General features: G+C 34.5%; 18 protein-coding genes. 7 read left to right on the forward strand and 11 right to left on the reverse strand.

Annotated features, from left to right (window positions below; translation table 11 throughout):
* Positions 1-180 precede the first annotated feature (180 nt).
* Positions 181-516, forward strand: coding sequence for a hypothetical protein (locus tag ACH0BF_RS19465; RefSeq protein ID WP_406910060.1), 336 nt, complete (start codon positions 181-183; stop codon positions 514-516).
* Positions 517-597: 81 nt separating this feature from the next.
* On the opposite strand, the gene ACH0BF_RS19470 is transcribed toward ACH0BF_RS19465, so the two are convergent.
* The 11 genes from ACH0BF_RS19470 to ACH0BF_RS19520 form a co-directional block, all read right to left on the reverse strand.
* On the reverse strand, positions 598-1809 hold the full coding sequence (locus ACH0BF_RS19470; RefSeq protein ID WP_406910061.1) for a hypothetical protein: 1212 nt from the start codon (positions 1807-1809) through the stop codon (positions 598-600).
* 155 nt (positions 1810-1964) lie between these two features.
* On the reverse strand, positions 1965-2945 hold the full coding sequence (holA, locus tag ACH0BF_RS19475) for a DNA polymerase III subunit delta (protein WP_406910062.1): 981 nt from the start codon (positions 2943-2945) through the stop codon (positions 1965-1967).
* A 291-nt stretch (positions 2946-3236) separates the two neighbouring features.
* Positions 3237-3644: a hypothetical protein gene (locus ACH0BF_RS19480; RefSeq protein ID WP_406910063.1), complete on the reverse strand. Its 408-nt coding sequence runs from the start codon at positions 3642-3644 to the stop codon at positions 3237-3239.
* A gap of 154 nt (positions 3645-3798) precedes the next feature.
* Entirely contained in the window at positions 3799-4026 is a 228-nt protein-coding gene (locus ACH0BF_RS19485; RefSeq protein WP_406910064.1) for a hypothetical protein, read from the reverse strand.
* 347 nt (positions 4027-4373) lie between these two features.
* A complete protein-coding gene (locus ACH0BF_RS19490) occupies positions 4374-6869 on the reverse strand; it encodes a type IA DNA topoisomerase (protein WP_406910065.1) in 2496 nt (831 codons plus the stop codon).
* 72 nt (positions 6870-6941) lie between these two features.
* On the reverse strand, positions 6942-7550 hold the full coding sequence (locus tag ACH0BF_RS19495; RefSeq protein ID WP_406910066.1) for a hypothetical protein: 609 nt from the start codon (positions 7548-7550) through the stop codon (positions 6942-6944).
* A 59-nt stretch (positions 7551-7609) separates the two neighbouring features.
* Positions 7610-8047, reverse strand: coding sequence for a hypothetical protein (locus ACH0BF_RS19500; RefSeq protein WP_406910067.1), 438 nt, complete (start codon positions 8045-8047; stop codon positions 7610-7612).
* A 104-nt stretch (positions 8048-8151) separates the two neighbouring features.
* Entirely contained in the window at positions 8152-9138 is a 987-nt protein-coding gene (locus tag ACH0BF_RS19505; RefSeq protein WP_406910068.1) for a CpaE/TadZ family protein, read from the reverse strand.
* A gap of 172 nt (positions 9139-9310) precedes the next feature.
* A complete protein-coding gene (locus ACH0BF_RS19510) occupies positions 9311-10636 on the reverse strand; it encodes a hypothetical protein (protein WP_406910069.1) in 1326 nt (441 codons plus the stop codon).
* A gap of 337 nt (positions 10637-10973) precedes the next feature.
* Positions 10974-12344: an FtsZ/tubulin family protein gene (locus ACH0BF_RS19515; protein WP_406910070.1), complete on the reverse strand. Its 1371-nt coding sequence runs from the start codon at positions 12342-12344 to the stop codon at positions 10974-10976.
* Positions 12345-12363: 19 nt separating this feature from the next.
* Positions 12364-12711: a hypothetical protein gene (locus ACH0BF_RS19520; protein WP_406910071.1), complete on the reverse strand. Its 348-nt coding sequence runs from the start codon at positions 12709-12711 to the stop codon at positions 12364-12366.
* 1044 nt (positions 12712-13755) lie between these two features.
* Between ACH0BF_RS19520 and ACH0BF_RS19525 the strand changes: the two genes are divergently transcribed.
* The 6 genes from ACH0BF_RS19525 (at position 13756) to ACH0BF_RS19550 (ending at position 24548) form a co-directional block, all read left to right on the forward strand.
* Entirely contained in the window at positions 13756-15483 is a 1728-nt protein-coding gene (locus tag ACH0BF_RS19525) for a hypothetical protein (protein ID WP_406910072.1), read from the forward strand.
* Entirely contained in the window at positions 15458-18877 is a 3420-nt protein-coding gene (locus tag ACH0BF_RS19530; protein ID WP_406910073.1) for a TraM recognition domain-containing protein, read from the forward strand. Before ACH0BF_RS19525 ends, ACH0BF_RS19530 begins: the two co-directional genes overlap by 26 nt.
* Positions 18878-19115: 238 nt before the next feature.
* Positions 19116-19619: a hypothetical protein gene (locus ACH0BF_RS19535; RefSeq protein WP_406910074.1), complete on the forward strand. Its 504-nt coding sequence runs from the start codon at positions 19116-19118 to the stop codon at positions 19617-19619.
* 98 nt (positions 19620-19717) lie between these two features.
* On the forward strand, positions 19718-21568 hold the full coding sequence (locus tag ACH0BF_RS19540; RefSeq protein ID WP_406910075.1) for an AAA family ATPase: 1851 nt from the start codon (positions 19718-19720) through the stop codon (positions 21566-21568).
* A 178-nt stretch (positions 21569-21746) separates the two neighbouring features.
* Positions 21747-22331: a hypothetical protein gene (locus ACH0BF_RS19545; RefSeq protein ID WP_406910076.1), complete on the forward strand. Its 585-nt coding sequence runs from the start codon at positions 21747-21749 to the stop codon at positions 22329-22331.
* 363 nt (positions 22332-22694) lie between these two features.
* Positions 22695-24548, forward strand: a complete 1854-nt coding sequence (locus tag ACH0BF_RS19550) for a hypothetical protein (RefSeq protein WP_406910077.1) — start codon at positions 22695-22697, stop codon at positions 24546-24548.
* The last annotated feature ends 368 nt before the right edge of the window (positions 24549-24916 follow it).

A 24916-nucleotide genomic window follows, 5' to 3' on the forward strand; every position in this document is an offset into this window, starting at 1 on the left:
TCTAGTAAATTATTCATATAGTATTAATTTATGGATTGAGAACGATATCCATATGTAACACATTGATGTAATATTTTACTTATTGATTTTATCGGTTGTTTTTTCTTAAAATGAATAAGTACATACTTTTTACTAGAAAGTGACAATAAAACCATATATTACGAAAGGTCGTTGCCTACCATGAAACCGCCCAAACTGGATCTTTTTTTTAAAAGAGTATCCGATATACTAAAATCTCTTTTCTCTAGTAAAGATAAAGAAGATCCAGCGTCAAGTAACTCTGAAAATTCTACTCCAATAAAAAGCAAACGTGAAGAACATTTACTTAGAGAGTATAGACAAGTTCTTGATTTTCTTCAGGAGCAGAATGAAGCATACACTTCTATACAACTGATCAAGGGAGGGCATGATAACGAACGAACCTTCCAAGTAATATTAGATAATAATTATCTATATGAATTCATATTTGTAGATGGTAACCTGCAACGTGTTCAAAAGAAATTGAACGACGACTAATAATAAAATACCCAAATACATAATCGTTTCTTAATTTTACAGATGAAACTAATCAGAGTTAATTGCACTTTATCCTAGATGTCAGAAAAGGCTTAATTGAATGTTTCGTTTTGTAAGGGCATACTCTTCTGAAATATTGAGACTCAATTGAATCCCCTCTTGTTCATGTATTCTCTCTAAAGAGGATAACACTCTTACGTTGTGTACTAGACATTCTTTACTTTCCCAACCCGTCTTTTTTTCTGTAAATATATCATTATCATGGAAGTTATATATTTGACGACTCTTTCTCCCTTCCAACCAGCCAGAGGAGTCGGCAGAAACGAAAGGATACTTCAGAAGTATTGAGCTTGATCCCCCTAGCCAATGAAAGTTTTGGTCGGGAAATCTAGTGAAAATTTCGTGAAACAATCGGTCCTTCACTTCATTTTGTCGATATACTCCTATATTTTTGCCTAAGTGTACTGTACCACCAATAGCAATTAACTCGTGATCTTCTTCTATCATTTGTTCAAGTGCATCCCATCTGCTTTTCCTCCAATCTTTTGTATCACAATGCCATACAGGAATAGGAGATATTTGAGTGTGTTCTTTTAACCAATCAAAATTCTCCTTTGATTGGATGGGATCACCTGTAACATCAAGATTCATGTATCCCCAAAGAAATTCTTTATACTTTTTAATAAAATTTCCATAATCCAGAGGTTTAATTGGGGTAAGAACCTTTCCTTTTTGACTCGCTTTAAACCTAGAATATTCTCCTGAATCAATAAGCAAATACAGGTTGTTTTCTTTTATAAATTCAAACAATCTGTGTAATGCTTTTACACCTTTTTCACGTAAATAGAAGTACGAGCATAAAATAAATTTTGCCCCTCCTTCAATAATCGAATCTTTATCTTCTCTACCTGAACGATCTAATCCACTAAAAAAGAAACGCACACCTTTAATTGTAATTCGAAGTTTCCCTTTTACAGTTTTATGGATTTTGGCAATTTCAATAAGAATCATCTTTAACAATCCCATTAATGCGGAATTAAAATTTGAAAACTGTTCTAAGTCTTTTCGAGTACCTGTTCTTTTAAATAGCAAATATGCAATTGCTTTTCTAACATTCTTCCGATTAATTTTATTACGGTTCTTTCCTTTTAAAGATTTAACTATAATCGCACTTGCGGAAACTGTTATTATCTCATTTTGTTTTTTATTCCCTGTCAAAAAATGCAACCCCCGTTTATAGCGACGGAAAAATTGTCTCTCTATTTCTTCAGCTCTAATGTCAAAAAAGTTCATATCTTATATCCACATCCTTATTGTTTATTAAGATTCATGTAAATGTCTTATTAAAAGCAAAAGAGACACGTATATGTTCCGTATCTCTTCTTAATCACTCACGTAGTATTCTTTTGTATTTAACCCTATAGAAATATCTCTTAAGTATCTGTAATTTATAAACTGCTAATAAACACTTCAAGAGTCATTACCTGGTCGTTTCCTGTTTTCATAGAAAAATCAGCATTAGCTGCTTTTTCAAGGGCTAACAAAAGAGCTCTCTGCGAAAACTGGCGACTTTGTTGCATGGCTACTTTTACTGCATATGGATGCAATTTAAGCCGAGCAGCTATATCTTTTTGAGATACCCCTTCTTTCTCCAATATAGAAACATGAAGAATAATACGAATTTGACGTGTTAGAAGGGATAAAATTTTTATTGGTTCCTCTTTTTGGCGAAATAAATCCTGAAGCATACCAAAAGCTTCTTTGTGTTGACGTTTCATTACTTTGTCTACCAAAGTAAACACAGACTGTTCTAAAGTTTTTGCAACAAGGAGATCTACCACATCCTCGTTTATTATTCCACCCTCTCCCACATAGGAAGACATTTTTTCAATCTCATTATGTAAAAGAAGGAGATTTACACCCGTCATCTGCAACAACCTTCCACACCCATTGGATGTTATTTTCACTCCAAATTTCATCGCTGATTCTTCCACGAAACGGGTAGCAGCCGTTGGATTAGAAACATTTGCTTCTATTACAGCGGATTCTTTTAGCAACTTTTTGGGAAGTTTTTTACGCTTATCTATTTTTTCGTAATTAGATACAATAACAAATACTGAATGAGGAGCAGGATTATGAACATACTCTTCCAAACGATCTAGGCTATGATCTATTTTTGTCTTTACATTAGTAGTTGATAAAAAGTACGCATTTTTGCATATAATAAGCTTTCTATCTCCTAAGAAGGGCATGGTTTCAGCTTCTTCAATTGCTGCATTTACAGGCGTTTCTTCCATGTCATATACGGAAACATTGAACTCTATGTCCTCTTCAGATATCGCTTTTCGCGTTATCTCTTTCAACGCTTCATCAATTATAAATGTTTCTGTCCCATGAATAAAATACACAGGATGAATAGTCTCTTGCATTCTAAATCACACCTCTCGTTTTCTCTTCTGAAAATAATTTCTCTACCTGAATCGCTTAAACTGATCTGAAAAAATGATTCATTACAGCCCCCTATTCTCTTAAAATACAAAAAAGACCTTTCGAGAAATAGATATACAGCTGTTGCTGAAAGATCTAAAACCCGAAAGGTCTATATTGTTAAAGTGGTTAAATAAAAAGTAATAAAAGAAAGTGTAACTTCCTTCATTATATCAGCAACAACTTTAATTTACTACTTTCTTTTTAGAGGTATAGAACAAGAATAATGGACCTTAAATCACTTCAACAATGTACGGTTCTATTGTCATTATCTTCTCAATAAATGCCTTCTTACTATAGTGAGTCTCCTCACTCCTATTTTCATTATTTATAAAAATAAAAGGTTCGTGTTCATTTTTAGGAACAAATACCACTTCAAAATATTCTGTTCCCCTCTCCTCACTCTCTAGATGAAGAAATAAGTGATTTCGTCGACGAATTGCTTCTTCAAGAATCTTTTTTACACTTCCGGATGACTGTTTTCCATAATCATCTAGCATAAATTGAAAAGCTAAACTCTCAAAGATTTCTAAGACCTTTGCCATTTCTAAATTTCTAGCAAAGGTAACTTTTAAAGTCTTTTTAACTTCATTGCCTTTACCTTCAGCATAAATCCGGTCTACAGTCTCTTTAACTGACATGGAAAGAGTATCTCCATTCGGCAACGCAAGAGTATATATCTCATTTGGTACTTGTTTATTTAGCACAAATTTATCAATATAACGTTTTAGCATATGAATTAAATCAACATTACTAAATTACTGTTGATTTCCTTTTCCCTCCTTTAAATTATTATCAAGCATCCAGTGCATGTTCTAATCTTTCTCCATTAATAAAGAAGGTTATTAGTTGATCGGAAAGTACATTTACTTTTCTATGCTCTTCATCAATTTCTGATAGTTCATTCACCAGATCATCCACATTTTTCCGATAAACAGAATGATACTCATGCACGAATACGTTGATTGTTCCCTCATATATTGAAAACCTTAGTGGTACCATGAATTGTGACTCGACTTTCAAGGCGGCCTTACTCATAAGAACATATAGCTCACATGATTTTTTTGAAGCTGATATCTTTTCTGCTATTTCTCTGAGTGAAGGACTATGTTGATCTGTTTTGGTCATCTTTACAGCAGCACAGGCTTTTGCATTTTTAACAGCCTGCTTTCACCTGCTTTTCACCTGCCTTTCATTTTAATAAGCTATTTAAACTACAATGTGTATTAAACCAGCCAAGTTTTATCATTCGTGGATATTATGTAGGGCATATAGACTTGTGTGAAGAGTGAATTTTTCTTTTTTATAATCTTTTCAACAAGTAATACCCCTGATGGGGGAAGACTCCATTACCAACAGGGGTTAAAAATTTAATTTACATATAAAAATTGAACCTTTTTCTCTTCTTTCAGATATTTTAACTTCATCTTTTTTGTCTTTCCATCTTTTTTTACAGTAATCGTGTCTGTCTGACCCTGAGTTACTAATTTAGTTAGCTGGTTTACTGTAATCTCAGAACCAAGAAAATATCGGCTCATGCTAAATGAACATTTATTTAATTTTGCACCAGAACAGGCATACCCTTTCTCAAATTGAACAAGTTCTTTGCTACAAAAAGGACAACACACAGATAGAATCTTAGCATTATTTCTTTTCTTTTCAGGAAATTTAAAGCTCAAACTTTGTTTTGCATCGTTCCACTCTAAAATTGCATCAAAAGTATTTCCAGCGTTTCCTTTAAACCCCTTCAACAAATCGGTTTTACCTGATTCCAATAACTTTCTTATTTGTGTTTCACTAATTTCTTTACTGGCTACTTTGCGATTGATCGAAAAGGTACATCCAATTTCTTTATAAGCACTACATCCAAAAAAGCTTCCTTTGTTTTGTACATTTCCTTTCTTGCATTTTGGACATGTTCCTAAGTTGCTTTTTTCCTCAACTTTTGTTATCAATTTTGCAAAATCCCAATTGTTCGCTTCTTCCTTCAACTGCTCAATCAATCTGATAGTCAATTTCCTACTCTCATCAATAAATCGTTTGGAGTCAAACTCTCCTTTTCCGATTTTACTCAATACTAGCTCCCATTTTGCAGTCAATTCTGGCGAACAGAGTATCATTCCATTTCCTAAAGCTTCAATGAGAAGAATTCCTTTTTCGGAGGCATAAACCTTATTAGACTTAATATAATACAGCTCTTCTTTTCGAAGCTTCTCTAAAATTCCAGAACGAGTTGACTCTGTTCCAAGAGATAGAAGAGAAGTATTATTTAACAAGTTCTCATCTTCCCAATTCGAAATTTCCATGAATCTTGTTGGGTGCTTCATTATGTTGATAAGCGTTCCTGGTGTAAACCTCGCTGGCGGCTTTGTCTTAGCCTCATTAACTCCTAGATGTTGACACAGACCTGTTAAGCCTTTTTCAACCGGAGGCAAAGATAGCTCTTCTTCGTTGTTTTCTTTGTTTTTTTTCTGTTTTTTTTCATTGCTTAGTAATACACGTTGAAAACCCTCTTCTATTGTAACTTTCCCTTGTGAAAGAAAAGTTTCACCCTCTGTAACCGTAATAATTTTTGTTTGGTCTATAGTAGCTGGTAACGAGTGTGCAGCAATTAAGCGACGAACAACCAGATCGTAAATATTCATTTCATCTTTAGAAAGTGATCCGGGTTTAGGCACTTGCTCAGTCGGCAAAATAGCATGATGATCACTTACAAGCTTAGGATTGGTATACCGCACATCAGTAGATAAATCTTTCACAGGCAACGGAAAAAAAGCAGCATACTCTGGATAAGTAGTATAAAGACCTTGTAAAATTTGTGGGAATTCTGCCGCTTCGTCCGCTGTGATATATGCACTATCACTTCTCGGATAACTTAAATACCCTCTTACGTATAAAGATTGAGCAATCTCTAAAGTTCGAGCAGATGTATATGAATATTGTTTATTAGCTTCGACCTGTAATGACGATAAATTGAAAAATTGTGGAGGCTTTTGCGTTATTCTTTCTTTTTCTATTGATTGAATAACAGCAAGTTTCCCCTTTAAACGAGAGGCCATATGATTAGCTGCTTCCTTCTCTGTAAAGCGATCCACTGTTTTATTAAACCATTTACCTTCATATGTGTGTTCACCAATCTTAAAGGTGGATTTAATCGTCCAAAAAGGGGTACTTTTAAATTGCTGAATTTCTTTTTCACGATCGACAATCATTTTTAATACAGGGGATTGTACTCGTCCTACACTAAAGAGAGTACTAGATCCGAAAGATTTAGCGAAATGTTTACTTATTCCTTTTTCCAATAAAAGAAGAGTAAGAGCTCTAGTTAAGTTTATTCCTACTAGCCAATCGCTTATTTGACGAGACTTTGCCTCCTCATAATAAAGAAGATCCTGTTTTCCGTCTCTTAATTCTTCAAATCCTTTCTTAACAGCAGATTGTGTAAGAGAACTAATCCAAAGACGACGGCGTGGTTTTCGATCACCAATAAAGTTCAATACACTATGCGCTATATTGGAACCTTCCCTTCCTGCGTCTGTAGCCACAACCGTCTCTTTGATATTGGGGTCCTTTAACAATTGACGAATTACATTGAGAATTTTCTGCTTCCCATCTGACACCCGGTACTTATATTGGCTTGGCATGATAGGCAGGGATTGTAACGACCATTTTTTTAATTCAGGATTGTAATCTGCTGGTTCACATAATTCAATTAAATGACCAATACAATAACCAATATAGGCTCCTTTCGGAAAAGTGGGGCAAGGCATAATTTCAAAATAACCCTCTTTTTTCTTATGTGGATATGGTGAAGCAAGCTTTTCAGCTGCCATTGGCTTTTCAGCCAAAATAAATACAGAAGGCATTATCCCATTCCTTTCTAAGATTTAAAATAGCCCTGCTGTACATTAACAGGGCTATTGTTTTTAATTTTGGTTTCACTTTTTGGCGTTAACGAATTCTTTAGAAAACTTATTTACTGTTTTAAGATCATAAATAACTCCTAAACTCTTCTCTTCCCATACAGCATCCCTTTTTTTAGGGAATTTAAGATTTAAAAACTTCTCAAGCCTTGTTCGGTCCACGTTTGCTTTGAATTTAACATTTCCAAAAGCATAGTTGATTTGGACATCTTGCAGTTCTGGATACTCTAAAAATAAAAACACTGAATCTTCTAAAGGCATACGCTTATAGCGATCATATCCAGTCCAATGCTCTTTATATTGTTTTTCTGTAATATTGGTAGCATCTACACCTTCTTTAAATTCTTTATAACTTTTGTAGTAATCAAGTACAGCATAATCATCACCAAGCTCTGTTTTTTCAATATAAATACCGCTACCACGAGAAGTGGCATATGCATCGAAAACCACTTTTCTTGTTTCTTTGTCTACGGTTTCAGCAGCAACCTTTCCCTGCTCTTTTTCATGTGTATCTTCATTTAAATATGAATAAACCCCGAATAGTATCAGTAAGCCAGCACTTACACAAAAGCTAACAAGTGCCGCAATTTGAATTTGTTTGCTTGAAAAACGCTTTTTTTCCACTTCTACTACATCCTTTCACTTTTGAATTTCAAAATAACATCTCACCTAATTCAGCAATTTTAAAATATATATAATACACTTACTGCGATATACAGTAATCCTCCACCCATAATGGTTGTGGCACCAGGAAAGTGATCAAAAATTCGAGTATTATCAATCGGCATACCAGGCATAAGGATTGTTTTGACAGTATTAATTTGTTCCTTAAGTGTATTGACTGGTCCTATCTTCACTATTAAGTAACCGTAAGTGTACAAAATGAATAAGAGGAGATGAAAAATTACCACTCCTATTCCAATATGTAAAAAGAACACGCTTGGTAATGCCCCCGTTATTAAAAAAGCGGATACGGCCATCATCTTTGTATCTCCTGGTGAGGATTGACGTAATACTTCTAGTAACAAGCCAAATATTAAAGCTGTAAAGAAAGCAGCCCATGGTGTATACCAAGCAGAATATGCTCCCGATGTATAGATATATATAGCTCCCACTATCAAAAAACATAAATGCCACCAATTTTTTGTAATACGGTATCTACAGTCCATATATACGTTGAATATGTGATACACAATATAAATCACAACTGGAACAACCAGTGGTGTCATTTCTTCACACCTCTTTTAAATAACCTCGCAAAAAAGCCAGGCTGTCTTTTATCCTCTTCTATATTCATTCCAGTACCGTAAAGTTCTGGAGTAAGATGCTCCATTAACTTTTCTAAGGATTGATTATAGAAATGATTTTTTTGTTTTAAGACATTATAGTCTTTGCTATCAACTAGATTAGGCATCTCTTTAACATACGGTAAAAAAAACACATTTTGAATGGCTGTTGTATTAGAAATGAATGATACCCGTTCTTGCTTACTATCTTGGGAGCGATTAACCGCTAAGCGGATTTTTGACACATCTACGCCCGAATACTCAAGCAAACAACGGCCTTGGTAAATGTTATGGAAAGTAGTCTCATAATCATCCGTCACATAAACTATATCTGTCGCCATTTCGAAAAGCTTCAGTGTTGCTTCCTCAAAATTCGGTCCTGTATCAACTACAATTACATCAAAGCTTTTAAGATGGTGGATCAGTTTTTCAACAAACCAGCCCGTATTAACAAGAGACATGTCTTGTAGGTCTCTAAGAGCGGGCAATACTTTTAATCCATTATGATAAGTCAGCAATAGATTCTCTCTCACTTTTTCATCGGATAAGTCATCAGGAACATCGTAAAAATCACTTATACTCCTTTCATAACTCATGCCAAGCATAGTGGGTACATCTCCAATTGGAAGATCAAAATCAACAATTACCGTATTATCATTTTTCTTCTGGTAAGCCAGAGCCATTAGGACACTAGTTGTTGATTTGCCAGTGCCTCCTTTTCCAGATGATCCTACAACGATAATCCTTTTTCTATTCCGTCCAGCATTATAATGTTTTCGTGGCTTTTCAAGGAATAAAGGCGTTGAAGTTTCTTTTAAGTTGATTCTTATATTTGATTCTTCTTCTAGATTTTTGAAAGGTGGAACCTGGGTATTTACATCATCCTCCATAGGTTCAGGTACAAGTTTTAAAAGATCCTCTGACATAAACAATCTACTCCCCTTTTTTCTTTGATTATTTTTGTTGCGATTTTATACGCTAAATACTCTAAAAAATTTCATAAAAAAAGCAGTCTCCCTATTAGGAAACTACTTAAAAAGTGTTGGTTGATGAAATTATGATGACTTTTCAAATTTATGCAAGACCTTTTTTCTAAAATCAACTCTTTTTTTCTGCTTCTAATAACTCATCTGGAATATCTTCCAACCAGTTCTCAATAGACATCCCTGAATTATCTATTAAATCTCTTTGGTATTCGGTCATATAACGAAATGACTCTTCCAATTGTTGTTTTATTACTGATACTTCTTCTTCAAGCTGTGCAATTCGTTGCTTAGAGGCATCAGTACTATAAGTCAGTTCGGGGAAGTCCTTAAGTTGACTTTCGATATCTTTTAACTGCTTTATACGCTCTTGAACGATTTCCGTGTTCTGAATCTCTTCTTCACTAGGCTGAGTTATTTCATTCTGCTCTACTATTACACTTTTCCAACGAGAAAAAAATCCAGCACTCTTCTTCTTCTCATTTTCTAAAGCTAGTCGCTTCTCATTTATCAACATTTGCTGAGCAATTCTTTTGCTGCTGTCTAATTCACGCTCAGCTTGGTCTTTTTGTAATTTTAAAGATTCTATTTTAATAGTATTAAGCTTAGTCTTAAAATCATAGTCTTTCACCTCACTTTTTAATCGGTTAAGTCGATCACTTTTCTCCTGAAGTGCAAGCAGATTTTTATAAACAGTGAGGCTTAAATGTAAATTCCCTACATTAAATTGATTTAAGCGATCAATTTTCTTATTTAAAACACCTACATCAACAGGCGGTAATTTTTTAGGTCGTTCTGCCTCAATCAGAAACGCATCTTCGCCTAACTTAATCTTTATGTCAGATAGACCTTTGCCTAGATCTCTTATATACATACATATTAAATAAACCCGATAGACACCATCATATTTAAGACGATAGGAAGATCCTGATCGTGCAACACCTATATAGCTAGGCAAACTTGTAAGATAGTATCTTATGTTAGATTGAGACCGCTCAATATAATGCGCTATGTCAGGAACTCTATATTCCAGCGAAGTAGATAGTTCACCTAAAAACTTTGGAAACAACTTATCTCGCGTTCTTTCCTCTACCTGACATTCATTAAAAAGAGGATCATCCTTAAAAATTTTCTTAATAAGTTCTTTCATTTCATTATAATTTTTTTCAACGATCGTCTTCTCAATCTCATCGTTTTCGGAAACAGTTTGTTTAATATCCCTTTCTTCGGACATTAAAAACACCTCTCTTAAGAATTCATTTATTAAGTGGTTGCTCAACACTATTAAGTCGAGTAGTAATAAAATCATTTTAACAAAGCTAGCGATACTTTTCTTTATTTTTGAAAACAAAAGAAAATAAAAAGCAATCATGTAAAATAAAAAAAATCGCACGATATTCTTTTGTTTTTTTATTAAACAGAAGCCTATTATTGCTCCCAACAGCAACATCATGCCACAAAAAACAAAAAAGAAAATAAAACAAAACAAAACGATGATTTTTCTTGTGGATTATATTCACGATTTTATTTTTTCTTTTTTTATATTTTTTTATAGATTTATGAATCACACTTTACTTTCTTTTCTTTTTTTAAATTTTCTTTTGTGTAGATTATCACAACTTTGCAATCTTTCCTTTTTTCTCTTTTTTATTTTGATAATTATATTTTTTTATTGTTTTTTATTTTTTTGCGTATGAATAGATCCTTTATAATAACTATTCTCTCTTACTAATCAAAAAGCCAGAGTCCATTTAAGGGACTCTGGCTCTACTATACAATTAAAAATCAATATCTTTAAGGTCATTAATAGATAGTTTTTTAACTTCATCTGTCTTTTTATCCCATTCATCATCCAGATCGTCTAAACTCAATTTACTGCTCTCTCTCTCGATAGGCTTACGAGTTGAAAACTCTGAAGACTCAGAACTGAAAATATCCACAAATTCCGATAGACCCAGGGCATCTGCTTTTTGTTGTTTCCTTCTTTCTTCTTCCTCTTCTTTTTCCTGCCACTCAACAAGCTCATTTTTTAATTCTATTACTCTACTAGAAGGAGTTCTCATAACTGCAAGGCCGTAAATAGTAATTCCATTAATTTCTTTGTTTGTTGTGATAGACAAGTTTACTTTAGTTTGAAGGATTTCAGAAGTATAACGAAAAATATCATCTGCAGTTTTAGGTGATATTTTTTTTGATGCAGGATACATAACTGCTACTCCACCTGATGCTACATCTTCGATTTCGTAGGTAGCCAATACTTCATTTCGATTAAATAAATCATGTACCATTTGCTCTACATTATCATCTGCTGAAGCTATTAGCTTTGATACAGAAAGCCATCCCGGTGTAGAAATAGTACTTAAAAACTCTGTCTTGTCATAAACAGCGCGTCCTTTTAATAGTGGAATAGAAGCAACTTCCGCAAGTAATGCTGCAACTACCATATTGCTATATGATTTAGCATCAATCTCAGTACCACCATAAGTTTTTAAAGGTTGTTTTGCATAGTAATCTTTCATTTTTTCATTATCAATGACTAACGCAGAACCGATCTTACCAGCATCCATTAGCTTTTGAAGAACAGCTATACCAGTCAAAGCATTTTTACGGTAAACAGATCCTTTCTCGTCTTTGGAAGGAAGTGAACAAATGACTCCTAAAGGTATCTTTCCATCAGGGAGACGTTTGACTTTTTCACGTATTTGAGATAAATAGCTAAGAGCCAATTTCAAAGCTCCGTTTCCAGTCCCTCCACCTAAAGAAACAGTCACCCATACAAAGTCGGCATCTGTTACATCATCATTAATTGCCAGTTCTTTGTATTTCGTCGCATTTTCTTTTGCAATTTCTAACCCTAAGACAGCATTTTTATCAGTTCCTTCTAATTCCGGATAGGCCGTGCTTTTTGTCAGAATACGACGGTTCTCAGGTATAAGGTTTGAATGCTCTTCCATATCTGATTTAGAACTATTTACTAAATATGTAGGAAACCCGAAACGTGATAGTTCAGCAGCTATTCTTCCTCCTCCTTGTCCTAATCCAATGATTGTTTGTTTTGGATAACGATCAAGTTCCTCAGTAAGTTCCTTTGATTCCATATGTGGAGATAAAATAGCTTTTAATGCACCTGTTTTATCAATCGTAATCATTTTTAACTTCCCCCTTAATTTAAATTGAATCATTTCTATTCTTCATTTGTTTCTCTTCAGCTAAATATTGGACTAATTGTTTCCCTCGAATAGTTAAACAATACGGACGCATAGTTGCTACTTTCTTTTTTTCGATAAAACCTTGAGCTTCTAAAACACGAAAAGCATAATCAAATAGTTTTCTCTGTTGGTAATAAGCCCCGCACTTGGTTTTTAACAATCCATCCTCACCAGACTTAACAACCATTCTAAAGCAATCAATCGCAAAATCATCTAATTGCATTCTAAGAAAGCGAATAACTTCTTTCGAGTATGTAAGTTCATCCATTCCGTTTTTTATATCGCTATCTGTTGTTGGATCATACACCTTTATCACCACCTAAGACTACTATTACTGGTACATTATACTGGTACAATTTACTGGTTCACCATATTGTACCAGTATATGCAACGAAAATCAAGCACGCCAAATTCCTTGCTACATAACGGATTCAGTACAAATATTTACTGGTACATTAAACTGGTACATTATGATGTACCATTACTTTTTGAGAAGCTTATCTCTATTCACTCTGGCTAACTATTAGGAATTAGCTAGGATTACCGTAAATTATCATGGGATTTTTCATCTAATCATCATTTACTGTTAATGGACCACAATAGTGATCCACTTTAATTTTATGAATACTATAGGAATTTGTTTACTTTAAACTTCTTACGCTCATTTAATTACTCTTTTCCTCCTTGCTTGAACTTACATACCATAGAAGTACTCAATTGGGGGTGAGTTGGGATAGGTGTAAATGTATCTCCAGCAATAACCACCTTTACCTAAATAATAATTTCTTTTGTCAAACTTCTTCAATCTAAATAATATTATCTACTCCATCGAAACTATCAGGTGCAAATGAATCTATCCGTTAATCTAGAGCAATAAAAACAGCCTACTTATTCATCTATGCTGCACCCATTGTTCAATAAAAAAAGCAAAAAATGTCGCTTACAATTATGCTTTTTTTAGTTTTTTCTCTGTATAAAAAAGTGAATAACTATCCTTTGTTATCGTCATCTTTTTTTTCGTTTTTTTAAGCAGGGGAGTTGATGTAGACCGTTGAGGTTAAATGTTGAGGAAAAAGAAAAAAAGTGCCTATCAACAAACCCTATCAACAAGGACGTTGAGGTCTAAAGCCTGTGTTCTTGCTACTTCAATATAAAAAAAAATAAAAAAATAATCCTAACTAAATACCTAAAAAAAGGTCTTCGAACAGGTATAATCACAGCCCATACTATTGATAGAGTAAGTTAAGAATCGACAATTCTGCGATATTTTTTTTGGCGTTTTTAATTTTTTTTTTAAGGGTTTCCATATTTTCTTACTCTCTGAATCAGCAAATGAAAGGCGTGATTATTTATGCAAAAAACATCTGATCTATGCAGCGAGCATGTTCCTCAAATTAAGCCCTTCACTTTGAGATATATTACTGGACACAGAGGTACTGAAGGTTTGTATTTGATAGAAGCTGACTTATACATGCTTTACTTTCTTTACTTACAAAGAGAGGTTTCCCAATCTCAGCTTAATCGTTTTTATAATCTTTTTATTGATGCTGCTTCATCCACATTTCGTGGGAAGTTAATCAGATTAGAAAAAGAGCAATTAATAGCAAAATATAGTATTGCCTTAGCTAGATCTGAGAAAAGAAACTTAGTTACTTTGGGCAAAAAGGGATTTGATTTGCTTAAAAGAGTGGGTTGGATTGAAGAGGAAGATAATAAGCAACTTTTTACAGGTAGAAGAAATTATGATCATTCAATTGGAACTAAAGAAGTTGTTCTTCAAATTCTAGAAGAAGAAAGGGCTGCTGGATACCTTTTTGGAGGAGGAGAGAAAGGACATCTCTTTAAATCTTTTCCCCAGCAACAAAAAGTGAAGAGAAAAACGTTAATTATGAATGCTTCGAGAGGGAAGTTGCCTTTTTCTCACACGGATGAAGAGATAAGGAGCTACATTCATTCCTGTATTCCTTCCAGCTTTCCAGCTTCCAATTACGAACGTATGCTTGATGAACTACCTTGCAAGGAAGTTAATGAATTTGAAGGGCGTATTCGGGCTGATCCGCACGAACATACGTTTGAAGAAAATAAAAATCTTGTTATGTTCGGAGACGAGTATTCAAATATTCCTGATAATCGGCTATATATACTTGATCCGCTAGAAGATCCACTTTTTTTTCGGAATAAAGAGGATATTATTCTAATGCCTGACGCTACTTTTAAATTAAACTGTCATCGTATTCACATTGAATTAGATGCACGCACGGAGAAAATTAAGAGGGGCAAGAGGGATAGCGCACAAACTACTAGCCTTGAAATGAAATTTGAGAAATACGACAAGTTAGCGAAAGAACATCCAAATATCCATCATCATGTAATCTTTGTTCAACTAGATAATACAATTGACCTTACACGACAATACGGAAAAGGGGACCGAAGAGTACGCAACTTAAAAAAAGAAATGCTGAAAGTAGGGGAATTAAAATCTCTTACTAATATAGATGTTTACTTTCTTTCCTTAGAACGTTTAAGGGAGGTTAGCTCTTCTCTGATTCGATCTCTTCGTAGTGGTAAAGGTTGGGTGGACCAAACTGTGTACTCGCTCAAATTAATACGCAGCTACCTTGATAGAATGACTGGATATAATAGGGAGTCCATTTTCGTAAAATGGGAAAGTTTTTTAAACCAATCCACGAGTAAATATTCTGATTATGAGCAACCAGGTGTGCTTGTGACCAGAAAGAAAGATGCCCATCCCAATTTTAAAACCATAATTCCTGTTTTCATGCGTGAGGGAAATATGAAAGATGAAGAACGATTACGCTATTTTGCTTCTCGTGCTAAAGAATTGAGAATTGTATTAAACAAAAAAGATATTAGGGCAGAACGAATCGATACGGAAATTTGGGCAATTTATGAAACTAAGGCTCAAATGGATGAAGATATTCTTCGATTTGATATTGACTATGATAATGTCTTTTTTGTAAACATAGAAGAAATGCAAACAGAAAGAAAAACTCCTTTGCTTTATAAAGGAAAAGAAAGGAGTAGGATTCCTTATGTTGATAAACAAGAAACGCACTGAACATTACCCGTTTATTATCGTAACAACACTACTGTCTCTTTCCATTTGGTTTTTTCTTCGAGGATTTTATAAGTACATTTCACTTTGGCTTATACAATGGGGTAAAGAGCCCATGGTTATTCCGCTTATTATCGGACAACCACTAAAAACTCCATTTCATCTTGAATTACTTATCTCAGCTCCCATATTTATTATCATGTGGATACTCTCAACTAAGGTGCAGTTATATCAAAAGATGATTTGGCGTATTTTTACTGTATCGGTTATGTATTTTGGGATCGTCTTTCAACTTTTATGGAATGGTAGTGCACCTATTGTTCGTTCTCTTATTCCATTTTTATATGACAAGAAAGAAATGATCTACATGGAAAACATGGCTTTGGAGCAAGCACTTTTAGCCAATACAGATAATTTAATGCTATTTCTGTTGTCTATCCCACTTATTATGTCAATATCAGTCACTCTTTGGTTATTAAACTTTTGTAACCAACATTGGAAGGACATAATTGAGCGGTTTAAAACGTGGGAATATAGCTTAAGCGTTCCAAGCATTGCTTCCTTATTCATGACGGATGAAAAGAAAAGAAAAACTTCATCTAAAATTCGTCAATTCTTCGACCAAGAGAAGAAAAAGACTATACCACTTCCTGATATTGAACTAGGGGCTAATACTAAATCCGGAGAAATGGTTATCCTTAGAGGAAAAGACCGAACACTCAATAATCTAATTATAGGTAGTATCGGAACAGGTAAAACAAGCGCTCTTGTTTTACCTATGATTAATCAGGATCTTCATTACATGACCTACATGATCAATAATTTTAAAGCCTTATTTGCAAAGGGAGAGAAGTACCATACAGAAGATATAAAAGGGTCTTTATTAAATGGAATTACCGTAATTGAACCTTCAAAGGATTTGTGTGACAAAGTATATGAATTAGTACTTGCACATGGCATACCGAAAGAAGCGGTTTACTATATTGACCCTACAAATCCAGATACTCCTTCATTAAATCTTTTTAATGCCCCGGTTGATAAAGTTGCCGAAATGTTCACCATGGTAATAGAAGGAGTTGGGGAAAAACAAGAATTCTTCTTCCAGCAAAGTCAACGAGCTCATTTAAAAATGCACATTTATTTACTTATGCTGCATGACCCAGACAAGAAAGCCAGCTTTGAGAACTTGATTGAAATGTATAATGATGCTCAACTTGTCGCCCGTATGCATTTAGCATTAAAGGAGACTATACCTGAAGACATAAACCAAATTACTGATCGTGATGAAAGAAACCATTGGTTAATTGTAAAAGGTGTGGATGAATGGTTTAACGAAACCTACGTTAGTGAGAAGCAAGGATTTGGAGCAAACCAAAAAGATATTGAAATTACAAGCGGTCCTTATCGTGGCGATAAGAAAATGATGGATAAAAAGTCAGAACACGTTGTAGGACTTCGAAACATTTTGAATGATATTGCATCGAATATACTTATGCGCCGAGTCCTGTTTGGAGAATCAAACTTCGACTTCGATAAGCATTTAGAATATGGGGGAATATTACTAGTCAACACAGCTAAGGGTGACTTGTCGGAGTTATCTGATATTTTAGGGAAGTTCGTACTTCTCAGCATGCAAAACGCGGTATTTCGAAGAAAGCCTAATCTCTCAGCTTACCATTCTCTTTATGTTGATGAATTTCCTGACTATATAAATGATAGTTTTAAAAGCTTTCCTGCCCAATCCCGAAAATATAAAGCTATTGTTACGGTTGTTGCACAAACAACTAGTCAGTTATCCCACAAGTATGGATCATCTTTCATGCAGACTCTTATTAGTACTTTACGAAACAAGTACTTATATGGGGATACCACGCAAGAGGATGCAGAAATGTTTTCCTCAATTTATGGAGAAAAGATTGTATTTGATGAGGGGGAGAGCGATCAAGAAGTATCTCCATTAATGGAAAGTCCTATACGCCGAACAGGTAAAACTTACATGGAGCGAAAAATGCCCGTCCTAAGTCCAAGTGAGTTAATCTATCAGGATGCTTTTGTTTGTGCAGTTAAACTAGTTGATAATAATAAGCCGCTACCTGCACAGCAGATTCTAGCTAACTTTGTTCCTAGAGAAGAATTTAAAAAAGCTATTGTTACTGTAGATAAGGAAGCAGGAGCATATTGGATAAACGTTCGAGAATCTCAAATGAGTGAAGAGTGGATTTATCAAGATATTGATGGAGCAGTCGATGATGTTTTGTCCGAAAAAGAATCAAATGAGTCCCACTTTGTAACAGATGAAAACTTGCTTGACCAGTCATCCTCTACTGACTCGCTTGCAAAAGAAAATATAGAGTTACCGATCTATAAAGATGTAGCCGCGCAAGTATCTTCTGCACTTGATCATTTAGAGACTAATGAATCTAATACACCAGTGGCATATGAAGTATCGGTAGATTCTAGTACTTATCCAGAGATAAATACAGAGGAAGTAATGTCTGAGGAAGAGCTACAAGAATTTTTACCGAGTTCTCCTGGATCAAACTCTGATGTTGAAAATGAAATGATTGACACAGCAACAGAAAAAAAAGTAGAGATTGCTGAATTTACCGAGGATATTACAACCAATGTTATTGAGGACCCAGAAGTCCCTACTCAACAGGAGGAAACAACGCTTTTAGATGATATATTTATCGGATATGAACAGCACTCCTCAAATTCAGATACATCTGAGCCAACTGAAAACAGTAAATCAGAGAGTGAAACGTTCATAGATGACTCTGAGGCGACAGAAGAGGGATTAAGTAAGTTTCTCGAAAATAACGAGAGTTCAACGGAATATTCTATTTCAAAAAATATAGAGCCCAATAATACCGATTCCAGTAATGTAAATGAGCCACACGAAGAGGGGACAACAAATAATTCGGTTAGAACAGCTAAAGACGTTACCGCTGAAAATATAAAGAATCAAAACGCAAATTCTACTCAACCTTCTAGTGTAGCAACACAAGACATTCAGGTGAATCTAGGAGTTCAAACTGTCCCTATGGATTGGTTCTCCAGGGAGAAAGATGAGATTTTGGAGAAGGATTTTCAAGAAAACATTGAAGAAGCATTAAAACAAAAAAATACTATGGCGATTCAGAGTAGAGCAAACCGCTCGTCTTCTAATGTAGCAAACTCTGAAGAAATGTCTCAAGAAGAAGTAGATGCCTTGACACTTCAAGCCACTCTAGAGACAGGGGAAGATTTTAGTCTATTAGATAGTGAAAATGCTCAATTGGATAATGTTGTGCGTAATGCCCAGGATCCTTCCCGCTTTTCAAGACAAAACCTTCCTGTCGGTTTAGCGAGTAGCCTGGCAAGACAAGCAAATGATTTAAATTTAGACAGTGATTAAACTTAAGGGACTCCTTGTATAAACGTTAACAAGGAGTTTCTTTATTATTTATTTTACTAATTTTTTAAAATTACCCTTGACGAATTTTCGATCGACTTCATAATATCCGGGAATCTATTAGAAATCGTACATTTGTTACGAACTTGTGACAACCTCTTCTTGGCTTAATTATAAAATTGAAAATTGATACAAATGGGCAGAAGGATAGTTCGTTAAATAAGGAATGGAGGAATTAAAAATGCAACATGCTTTGATTAGTCATGCTCAATGGACCAACCATTTTACTCCTCATTACATACAGACAAATATCACCTTTCATACCGAGCAAATGGGCATAGATATAAGTGGAAACGAGGCTACTCTTTTTATTTTTGACAATCGATGGGGAGGAAATAAAGTATTAAACATAGCTGAAAAAGACCAGCTAATCATCCAAAAGGCTTTTTCTGCTATAAAAGGCGCAAAGAATATACAACCTTACAAACGAGTTGCAGTTCTTACTAACTTAACCTTAAGTATGGAGTTGAACGAGCTAGAAAAGGTGGCAGAAAATATGTTGTTACTTATTTCAAACACTCTATCTGATGAATTACAAGTGGAAGCATTGATTTCTGTAACTAATGAAATGGAGATAGAAAGCAAAGTCTTTAATATCGAACAAACTTTTAAAAGAGCGGCATTTATAGAGAAGAATGGAGTGATGATGAAATTTATAAACTCGAAAAGTGCTGCTATTTCATAAAAAACAAAAAGCCTGCTTAAGGGAAGGAGTGAAGTACCGTTTTCCTAAAGTATTTATAAGTGAATAACGTATGCTAGGGGAAGAACGGTACAACACAGATGAACAGACTAAGAAAAATATTTAAAGATAAAAAAAAGAGAAACTGGTTAATAGTTGTTTTGATTATCGTTGTAGCAGCACTGATCGGCTTGCAGTTTTATTTTCCCGAAAATGATGAAGTTGAAGAACAATCTTTTTCTTCATTTGTAACCTTTATGGAAACGGATAAAGCAAAGAACATGACTGATGTTGTCATGGATGAGGCCTTACAAACGCTATCTTATACCTATGAGGGAAAAGAATATACTGTAAAACTACCCCGTGGCTATTTTACAGATTATTTTACGAATAAAAGTAATAAGGAGAATATTTTTCGTCGAAACGGAACTGAAGTGGAATTTAAACCTGTTCAGCTAACAACATCAGGATGGGTCATCTTCTTTGAATTTATTATACTTCTACTTTTTACAGTTATCGTCGCATACTATATTTTTCGTCAATTTATTATGCCTAAAAGAACAGACATTGAAGAAGTAAAAAATGAGTTAACCACCTTTAAAGATATCGCCGGATATGACTATGTAAAAGAGGAATTAATGGAGATAGTCGATTTTCTAAAATATCCACAACAATTTAGTAAGTATACGAAGCGTATTCCAAAAGGTGTTTTGCTAGAAGGCCCGCCTGGGAACGGAAAAACATTGTTTGCTAAAGCAATAGCAGGGGAAACTGGTACGCCTTTTTTTCACATCTCTGCGTCCGATATTGAAGATAAGTATGTAGGAGCCGGTGCTCAAAAGATAAACAAGATATTTAAAAAAGTTCGTAAACGTGCAGAAGAATCAGGATGTGCCATTCTATTCATTGATGAAATAGATGCGGTCGGCACGAAAAGAGAAATGCGCACATTAACCGAAACGAATCAAACGATTAACAAATTGCTAACAGAAATGGACGGCTTTAACAAAGATTCGAGAGTCATTGTTATAGCAGCAACAAATCTATCCAGTTCGTTGGATGCCGCTTTAATACGCTCAGGTAGGTTTGATCGAATCATAACTATTGATAAACCGAATCTTCAAGAAAGAGAAGCAATATTACAACTGTATTTAAATCAAAAAGGAGACTTGATACATAAAGATGTGAATCAGAAGAATTACCCTTACGTTCTTGCACAGCAAACTGAAGGTTTTTCTAATGCAGACTTAGATAAACTTGTGAATGAGGCTAGCCTTATTGCCAGAAAAAGAGAAGAGTCACAGATTACAATACAGGCACTAAGGGAATCCTTTACTAAAATTATAGCTGGACCACAAACAAACCGTGCTTTAACTGAGGAAGATAAAAAAATTATTGCTTATCATGAAGCCGGACATGCAGCGGCACAGATACTTACAAGCCCAGAAGGATATAAAAGTGTAGCCTACATTACTATCACACCTTATGGAAAGTCTCTTGGCCACGTATCGCCCGTTAGTCGAGAAAGGGTCTTATTAAAGAAAAGTGATTTACAAAATCAATTGATGGTTACACTTGCAGGGCGAGCAGTAGAAGAAAAAATTTTAAATGGGGATTATACAACCGGGGCAGCTGCTGATCTTCAGCAAGCAAATTCACAGCTTCTTATGTACATTACCAAATACGGTATGGATAGTAACTATCAAAATCTATTTATTGAGCGGCAGGATGAAAATAATGACTTTACTCAAAAATTACTGGTGGAAGCACGAAAAGAAATCTATAACTCAACCAAAGCGTTGCTATCCGCTCATTTCGATGTTGTAGAAAAGATTGCTGAATATTTATTAGGGCACACATCAATAGAACAACACGAACTTCCAGCTATTCTACGCGGTACAAGTTATGAAAGAGTGAAAAAACAGGATGAATATGGAACATCCTGTATATAAAAGTGACTATGCACCTAGATTTTAATCCACGAATAGGTTATAATGTCCTAGTCAACCACCCATAATAAGGTAATTTTTCCTATGGTTAATATAATGAAATAAAAAATGGTTGATTTTCCAAACTAACCGTTTTATGATGAACATAATTATTCATACTGTATGAAAGGAGGGGAGTCTGTTGACAAGTAAGAAAGAGTTTCATTCTAATGATGAAGACGCGTTATCATTACATCTTCCGGTAGACTTGTTAAAACGCTTATCAAGCTATCAGAAAGACTATCAGTTAAATTCTGCTGAAGCCGCTATTAAGCTATTAGAAAGAGAACTCGAAACATATGAAAATAGATTAAGTCTCGACCTCTCTCCTAACTCAGATGAAAAAAAACGCTGTGCTATCCGAATGTCAGAAGTATTGCTAAATAGAGTAAAACGGTATAGTACTTATACTAATGCCGCTAATAATCATGAAGCTATGCTGCAGCTACTTAGAGACGAAATCGATGAATTTGAATCCGGTAAGCTCAATTTATATGAGACAAGCGAAAATATAAATACAGCCAATTATACAAAAAAAGAAATGATCAACCTATTTCTTTTAAATGATTTTCTTAAACGCCTAAACCGATATATGTATGAATTCAAGATGAACCGTTCGGAAGCCGTGATTTATATTTTAGAAAAAAGGATCAGCCGCTGGGAGAAAGAAATAGATATCGATTCCCATTTCCACACGGAAGCGGATCAATTATCACTTTCTGTCTAGTACAGTAATCTATGTGCATATAAGTACAGTAGCATCAACACAATTTACAAATACAGAAAAAAGCCCAAAAAAAGAAGAGCTTCCGCCCCGAAGCCCCTCGTACATTGGCAGTCCTGTATATCCTTTAAGGCACTCTACACATAGGAAATCCGTTTTATAACAAGAAAAAGGAAATCCATTTTATACCTAAAGAACACAAGGAACATATGTGACATGATTATAACTTACATTTCACTTTAATGCAACACTAAAGCGAAGTGTTTGTTGATTATTTTGACATTTCCTCCTGACTTCCCCAGTTTTTTGGATGAATGGATTTCCTCTGTAATATCGTAATACATATGAGAGAGGAAATAATTCATTATGATTGATATATCGTATCTTCATGATTCCAAAGCATATAAATATTCCGCTAATATGATCCGTGCTGTTTATTTTCTTGGTCCTGTTACAGATCTACTTGACCAAAGAATCAACACCGAAGATTTAACGGACCTTCTATCTGAAAAATTAGCTATTGCCAAAAACAGAGCTCGTAAAGTGGTTCAACAATTACTTGATAATTGTGTAATAAAAAAAGAAGTAGATGGATTTTACAACTGTTCTGCTACACGTTATCAAGAAAAGTGCCGCTCTTTTCATTATCTTCCTAACTATGAATTTTTTGATGAGAAGAAAAAAGAGTTACTTACACTTTCAACAGCAGAACTAAAGGTATTTAACTACTTAATTTCTCGTGGCAAGCCTGGTACCTTGTATCATTTCTTTGTTGAAAAAATGTATAAAACAAAGCAAACGAAACATGCAGCTGATTTTCCACACCTCCATAATTTTGGAGAAACGCAACGTATACTGGCAAGATTAATCCAAAAAGACCTTATCCACTTGCGCTTTACAGATGAGGATGAAAGAACACTTTGGATTCACCAAGACAATATTGCAGAGGTCTTTCCTAAATTTCTTTCGTATTGTGGGAAAAAAGGTGATCAGCGTAAACAGCGCTTTCATTTTGGTTTTGCAAAAAATAAAAATGCGAAATTTCAAAAAGGACACCCTGTATACATACGGATTAATCCTGTTCATTTTTATCATTTACCGCAAATGGAAAATAAAAAATTAAATGAACTTCTTTTTCCCACCGTTGGAAAAAGAAAAGAAAACAAGTTTTTCATGAAGTATAAAGTTCGTCAAACCAATGTACATGAGCGCATGTCTTCTCTATGGGATATTCAAAAGATTGCTCTTTCTTATCATTATGACTTTCTTGATATGTCGGAAGGCGTATTTTCTGATCATGAGGTGAATCTGTCTGTTAGGGAAGAATTGTACATAGCAAAGGAAAACGTTGCTAAACTATTTGGAGCCGAGGGTATACGACTGTATCGACAAGCACTGGGTCGATATTTCCAAGAACGTCATGCAGCATTTCCGGATGAATTGGAACAGGGAATATTTGTGAAAAATTTAATTTCGTATTACCTTAATCCTTTAATTCGGGAAGAGTTGCTTGAACTGGCAAAAAGATTTTTAAATCAGCCATCTGTTGCTCCCTTTATGCAATCAGCCTATGATTACCTAACAACATTGCCTTCAAAAGATCATTTGCTGATTTTGTCAAATGAATTAGAACAGTCTGATACTAAGCTACCTTCTTCTATAGAAAAGAAGCTTAAAGCTGAAATAGAACATGTATATGCAGAAGCAAATACACTTGGGAAAAGTCGCGAAGATGTAATGAAAGAAGCTTATGCTTTACGGTTATCTGCAAAACCTTCATCAACTAAACCAATTAAAGATGAACAATTTAAAAATAAACGTTGGAAAAGTAACCAAGGAACTTCTTCCCGTACAGAGTTGCTACCCTATTGGTTTAATAATGAACAAGCTGCATCTGAAATCGATCCCAAAGAACTTCCTGAATTATTAAAAATGAAGGAATCATTACTAGAGGAAGAAAGTTTGCGAGAAAAGGCCTTACAAAATAAATCTTCAACTGACTCTTATAAAAAGAATACAACTACTCCGTTTAAACAGCGTAAACAACGTACTCATGGGAAGGTTCTTCGTTATGAAATGTTACCCGATTGGTTTCATGATGAAGAAGCGGGATTAAGCAAAAGAGTAGAAGATATGTCCGAGTCTGAAAGAAAACATTATGAGATCAAGCTTAACGCACTGGAGGAAAAGATAAAAAATAGACGAAAAAATAGAACATGAAAAATCTCATGAGGAGCCGACTTTAAAGAAAGTTTTTTAAAAAATCCATATTACAAATTCTGCCATTTTGAATCATTTTTCTTAATGGTTATTTGTCATGCTTTTTTTGTTTTGCCTAGAAACTATTAAAAGAGACAGAAAGTACTCGTTACTCTCTGTCTTTTTTTATGCATTATCAAGGAAGTAAATTCATTAACAGGTGGAGATGGTTGTATAAATAGGTCGATATATGACAATATTTGTCGAACATTTTTAAGTTATAGCGATCTTTTTATTTTTATTAATAATGATTTTTCTTTTTATGCATTCTTTCAATATTTTAGATTCTTTTTTTTATTACCATGAATTTCCCAATAACAAAAAAACCA

Source organism: Pseudobacillus sp. 179-B 2D1 NHS (genome assembly GCF_045370945.1).
GTDB lineage: Bacteria > Bacillota > Bacilli > Bacillales > Domibacillaceae > Pseudobacillus.

Excerpts from the sequence above, each read along its gene's own strand:
- holA (WP_406910062.1), bottom strand. The coding sequence starts at position 2,945 with ATGCAAGAGACTATTCATCCTGTGTATTTTATTCATGGGACAGAAACA.
- ACH0BF_RS19530 (WP_406910073.1), top strand. The coding sequence starts at position 15,458 with ATGTTGATAAACAAGAAACGCACTGAACATTACCCGTTTATTATCGTA.
- ACH0BF_RS19480 (WP_406910063.1), bottom strand. The coding sequence starts at position 3,644 with ATGTCAGTTAAAGAGACTGTAGACCGGATTTATGCTGAAGGTAAAGGC.
- ACH0BF_RS19490 (WP_406910065.1), bottom strand. The coding sequence starts at position 6,869 with ATGCCTTCTGTATTTATTTTGGCTGAAAAGCCAATGGCAGCTGAAAAG.
- ACH0BF_RS19550 (WP_406910077.1), top strand. The coding sequence starts at position 22,695 with ATGATTGATATATCGTATCTTCATGATTCCAAAGCATATAAATATTCC.
- ACH0BF_RS19515 (WP_406910070.1), bottom strand. The coding sequence starts at position 12,344 with ATGATTACGATTGATAAAACAGGTGCATTAAAAGCTATTTTATCTCCA.
- ACH0BF_RS19535 (WP_406910074.1), top strand. The coding sequence starts at position 19,116 with ATGCAACATGCTTTGATTAGTCATGCTCAATGGACCAACCATTTTACT.
- ACH0BF_RS19505 (WP_406910068.1), bottom strand. The coding sequence starts at position 9,138 with ATGTCAGAGGATCTTTTAAAACTTGTACCTGAACCTATGGAGGATGAT.
- ACH0BF_RS19465 (WP_406910060.1), top strand. The coding sequence starts at position 181 with ATGAAACCGCCCAAACTGGATCTTTTTTTTAAAAGAGTATCCGATATA.
- ACH0BF_RS19540 (WP_406910075.1), top strand. The coding sequence starts at position 19,718 with ATGAACAGACTAAGAAAAATATTTAAAGATAAAAAAAAGAGAAACTGG.
- ACH0BF_RS19470 (WP_406910061.1), bottom strand. The coding sequence starts at position 1,809 with ATGAACTTTTTTGACATTAGAGCTGAAGAAATAGAGAGACAATTTTTC.
- ACH0BF_RS19525 (WP_406910072.1), top strand. The coding sequence starts at position 13,756 with ATGCAAAAAACATCTGATCTATGCAGCGAGCATGTTCCTCAAATTAAG.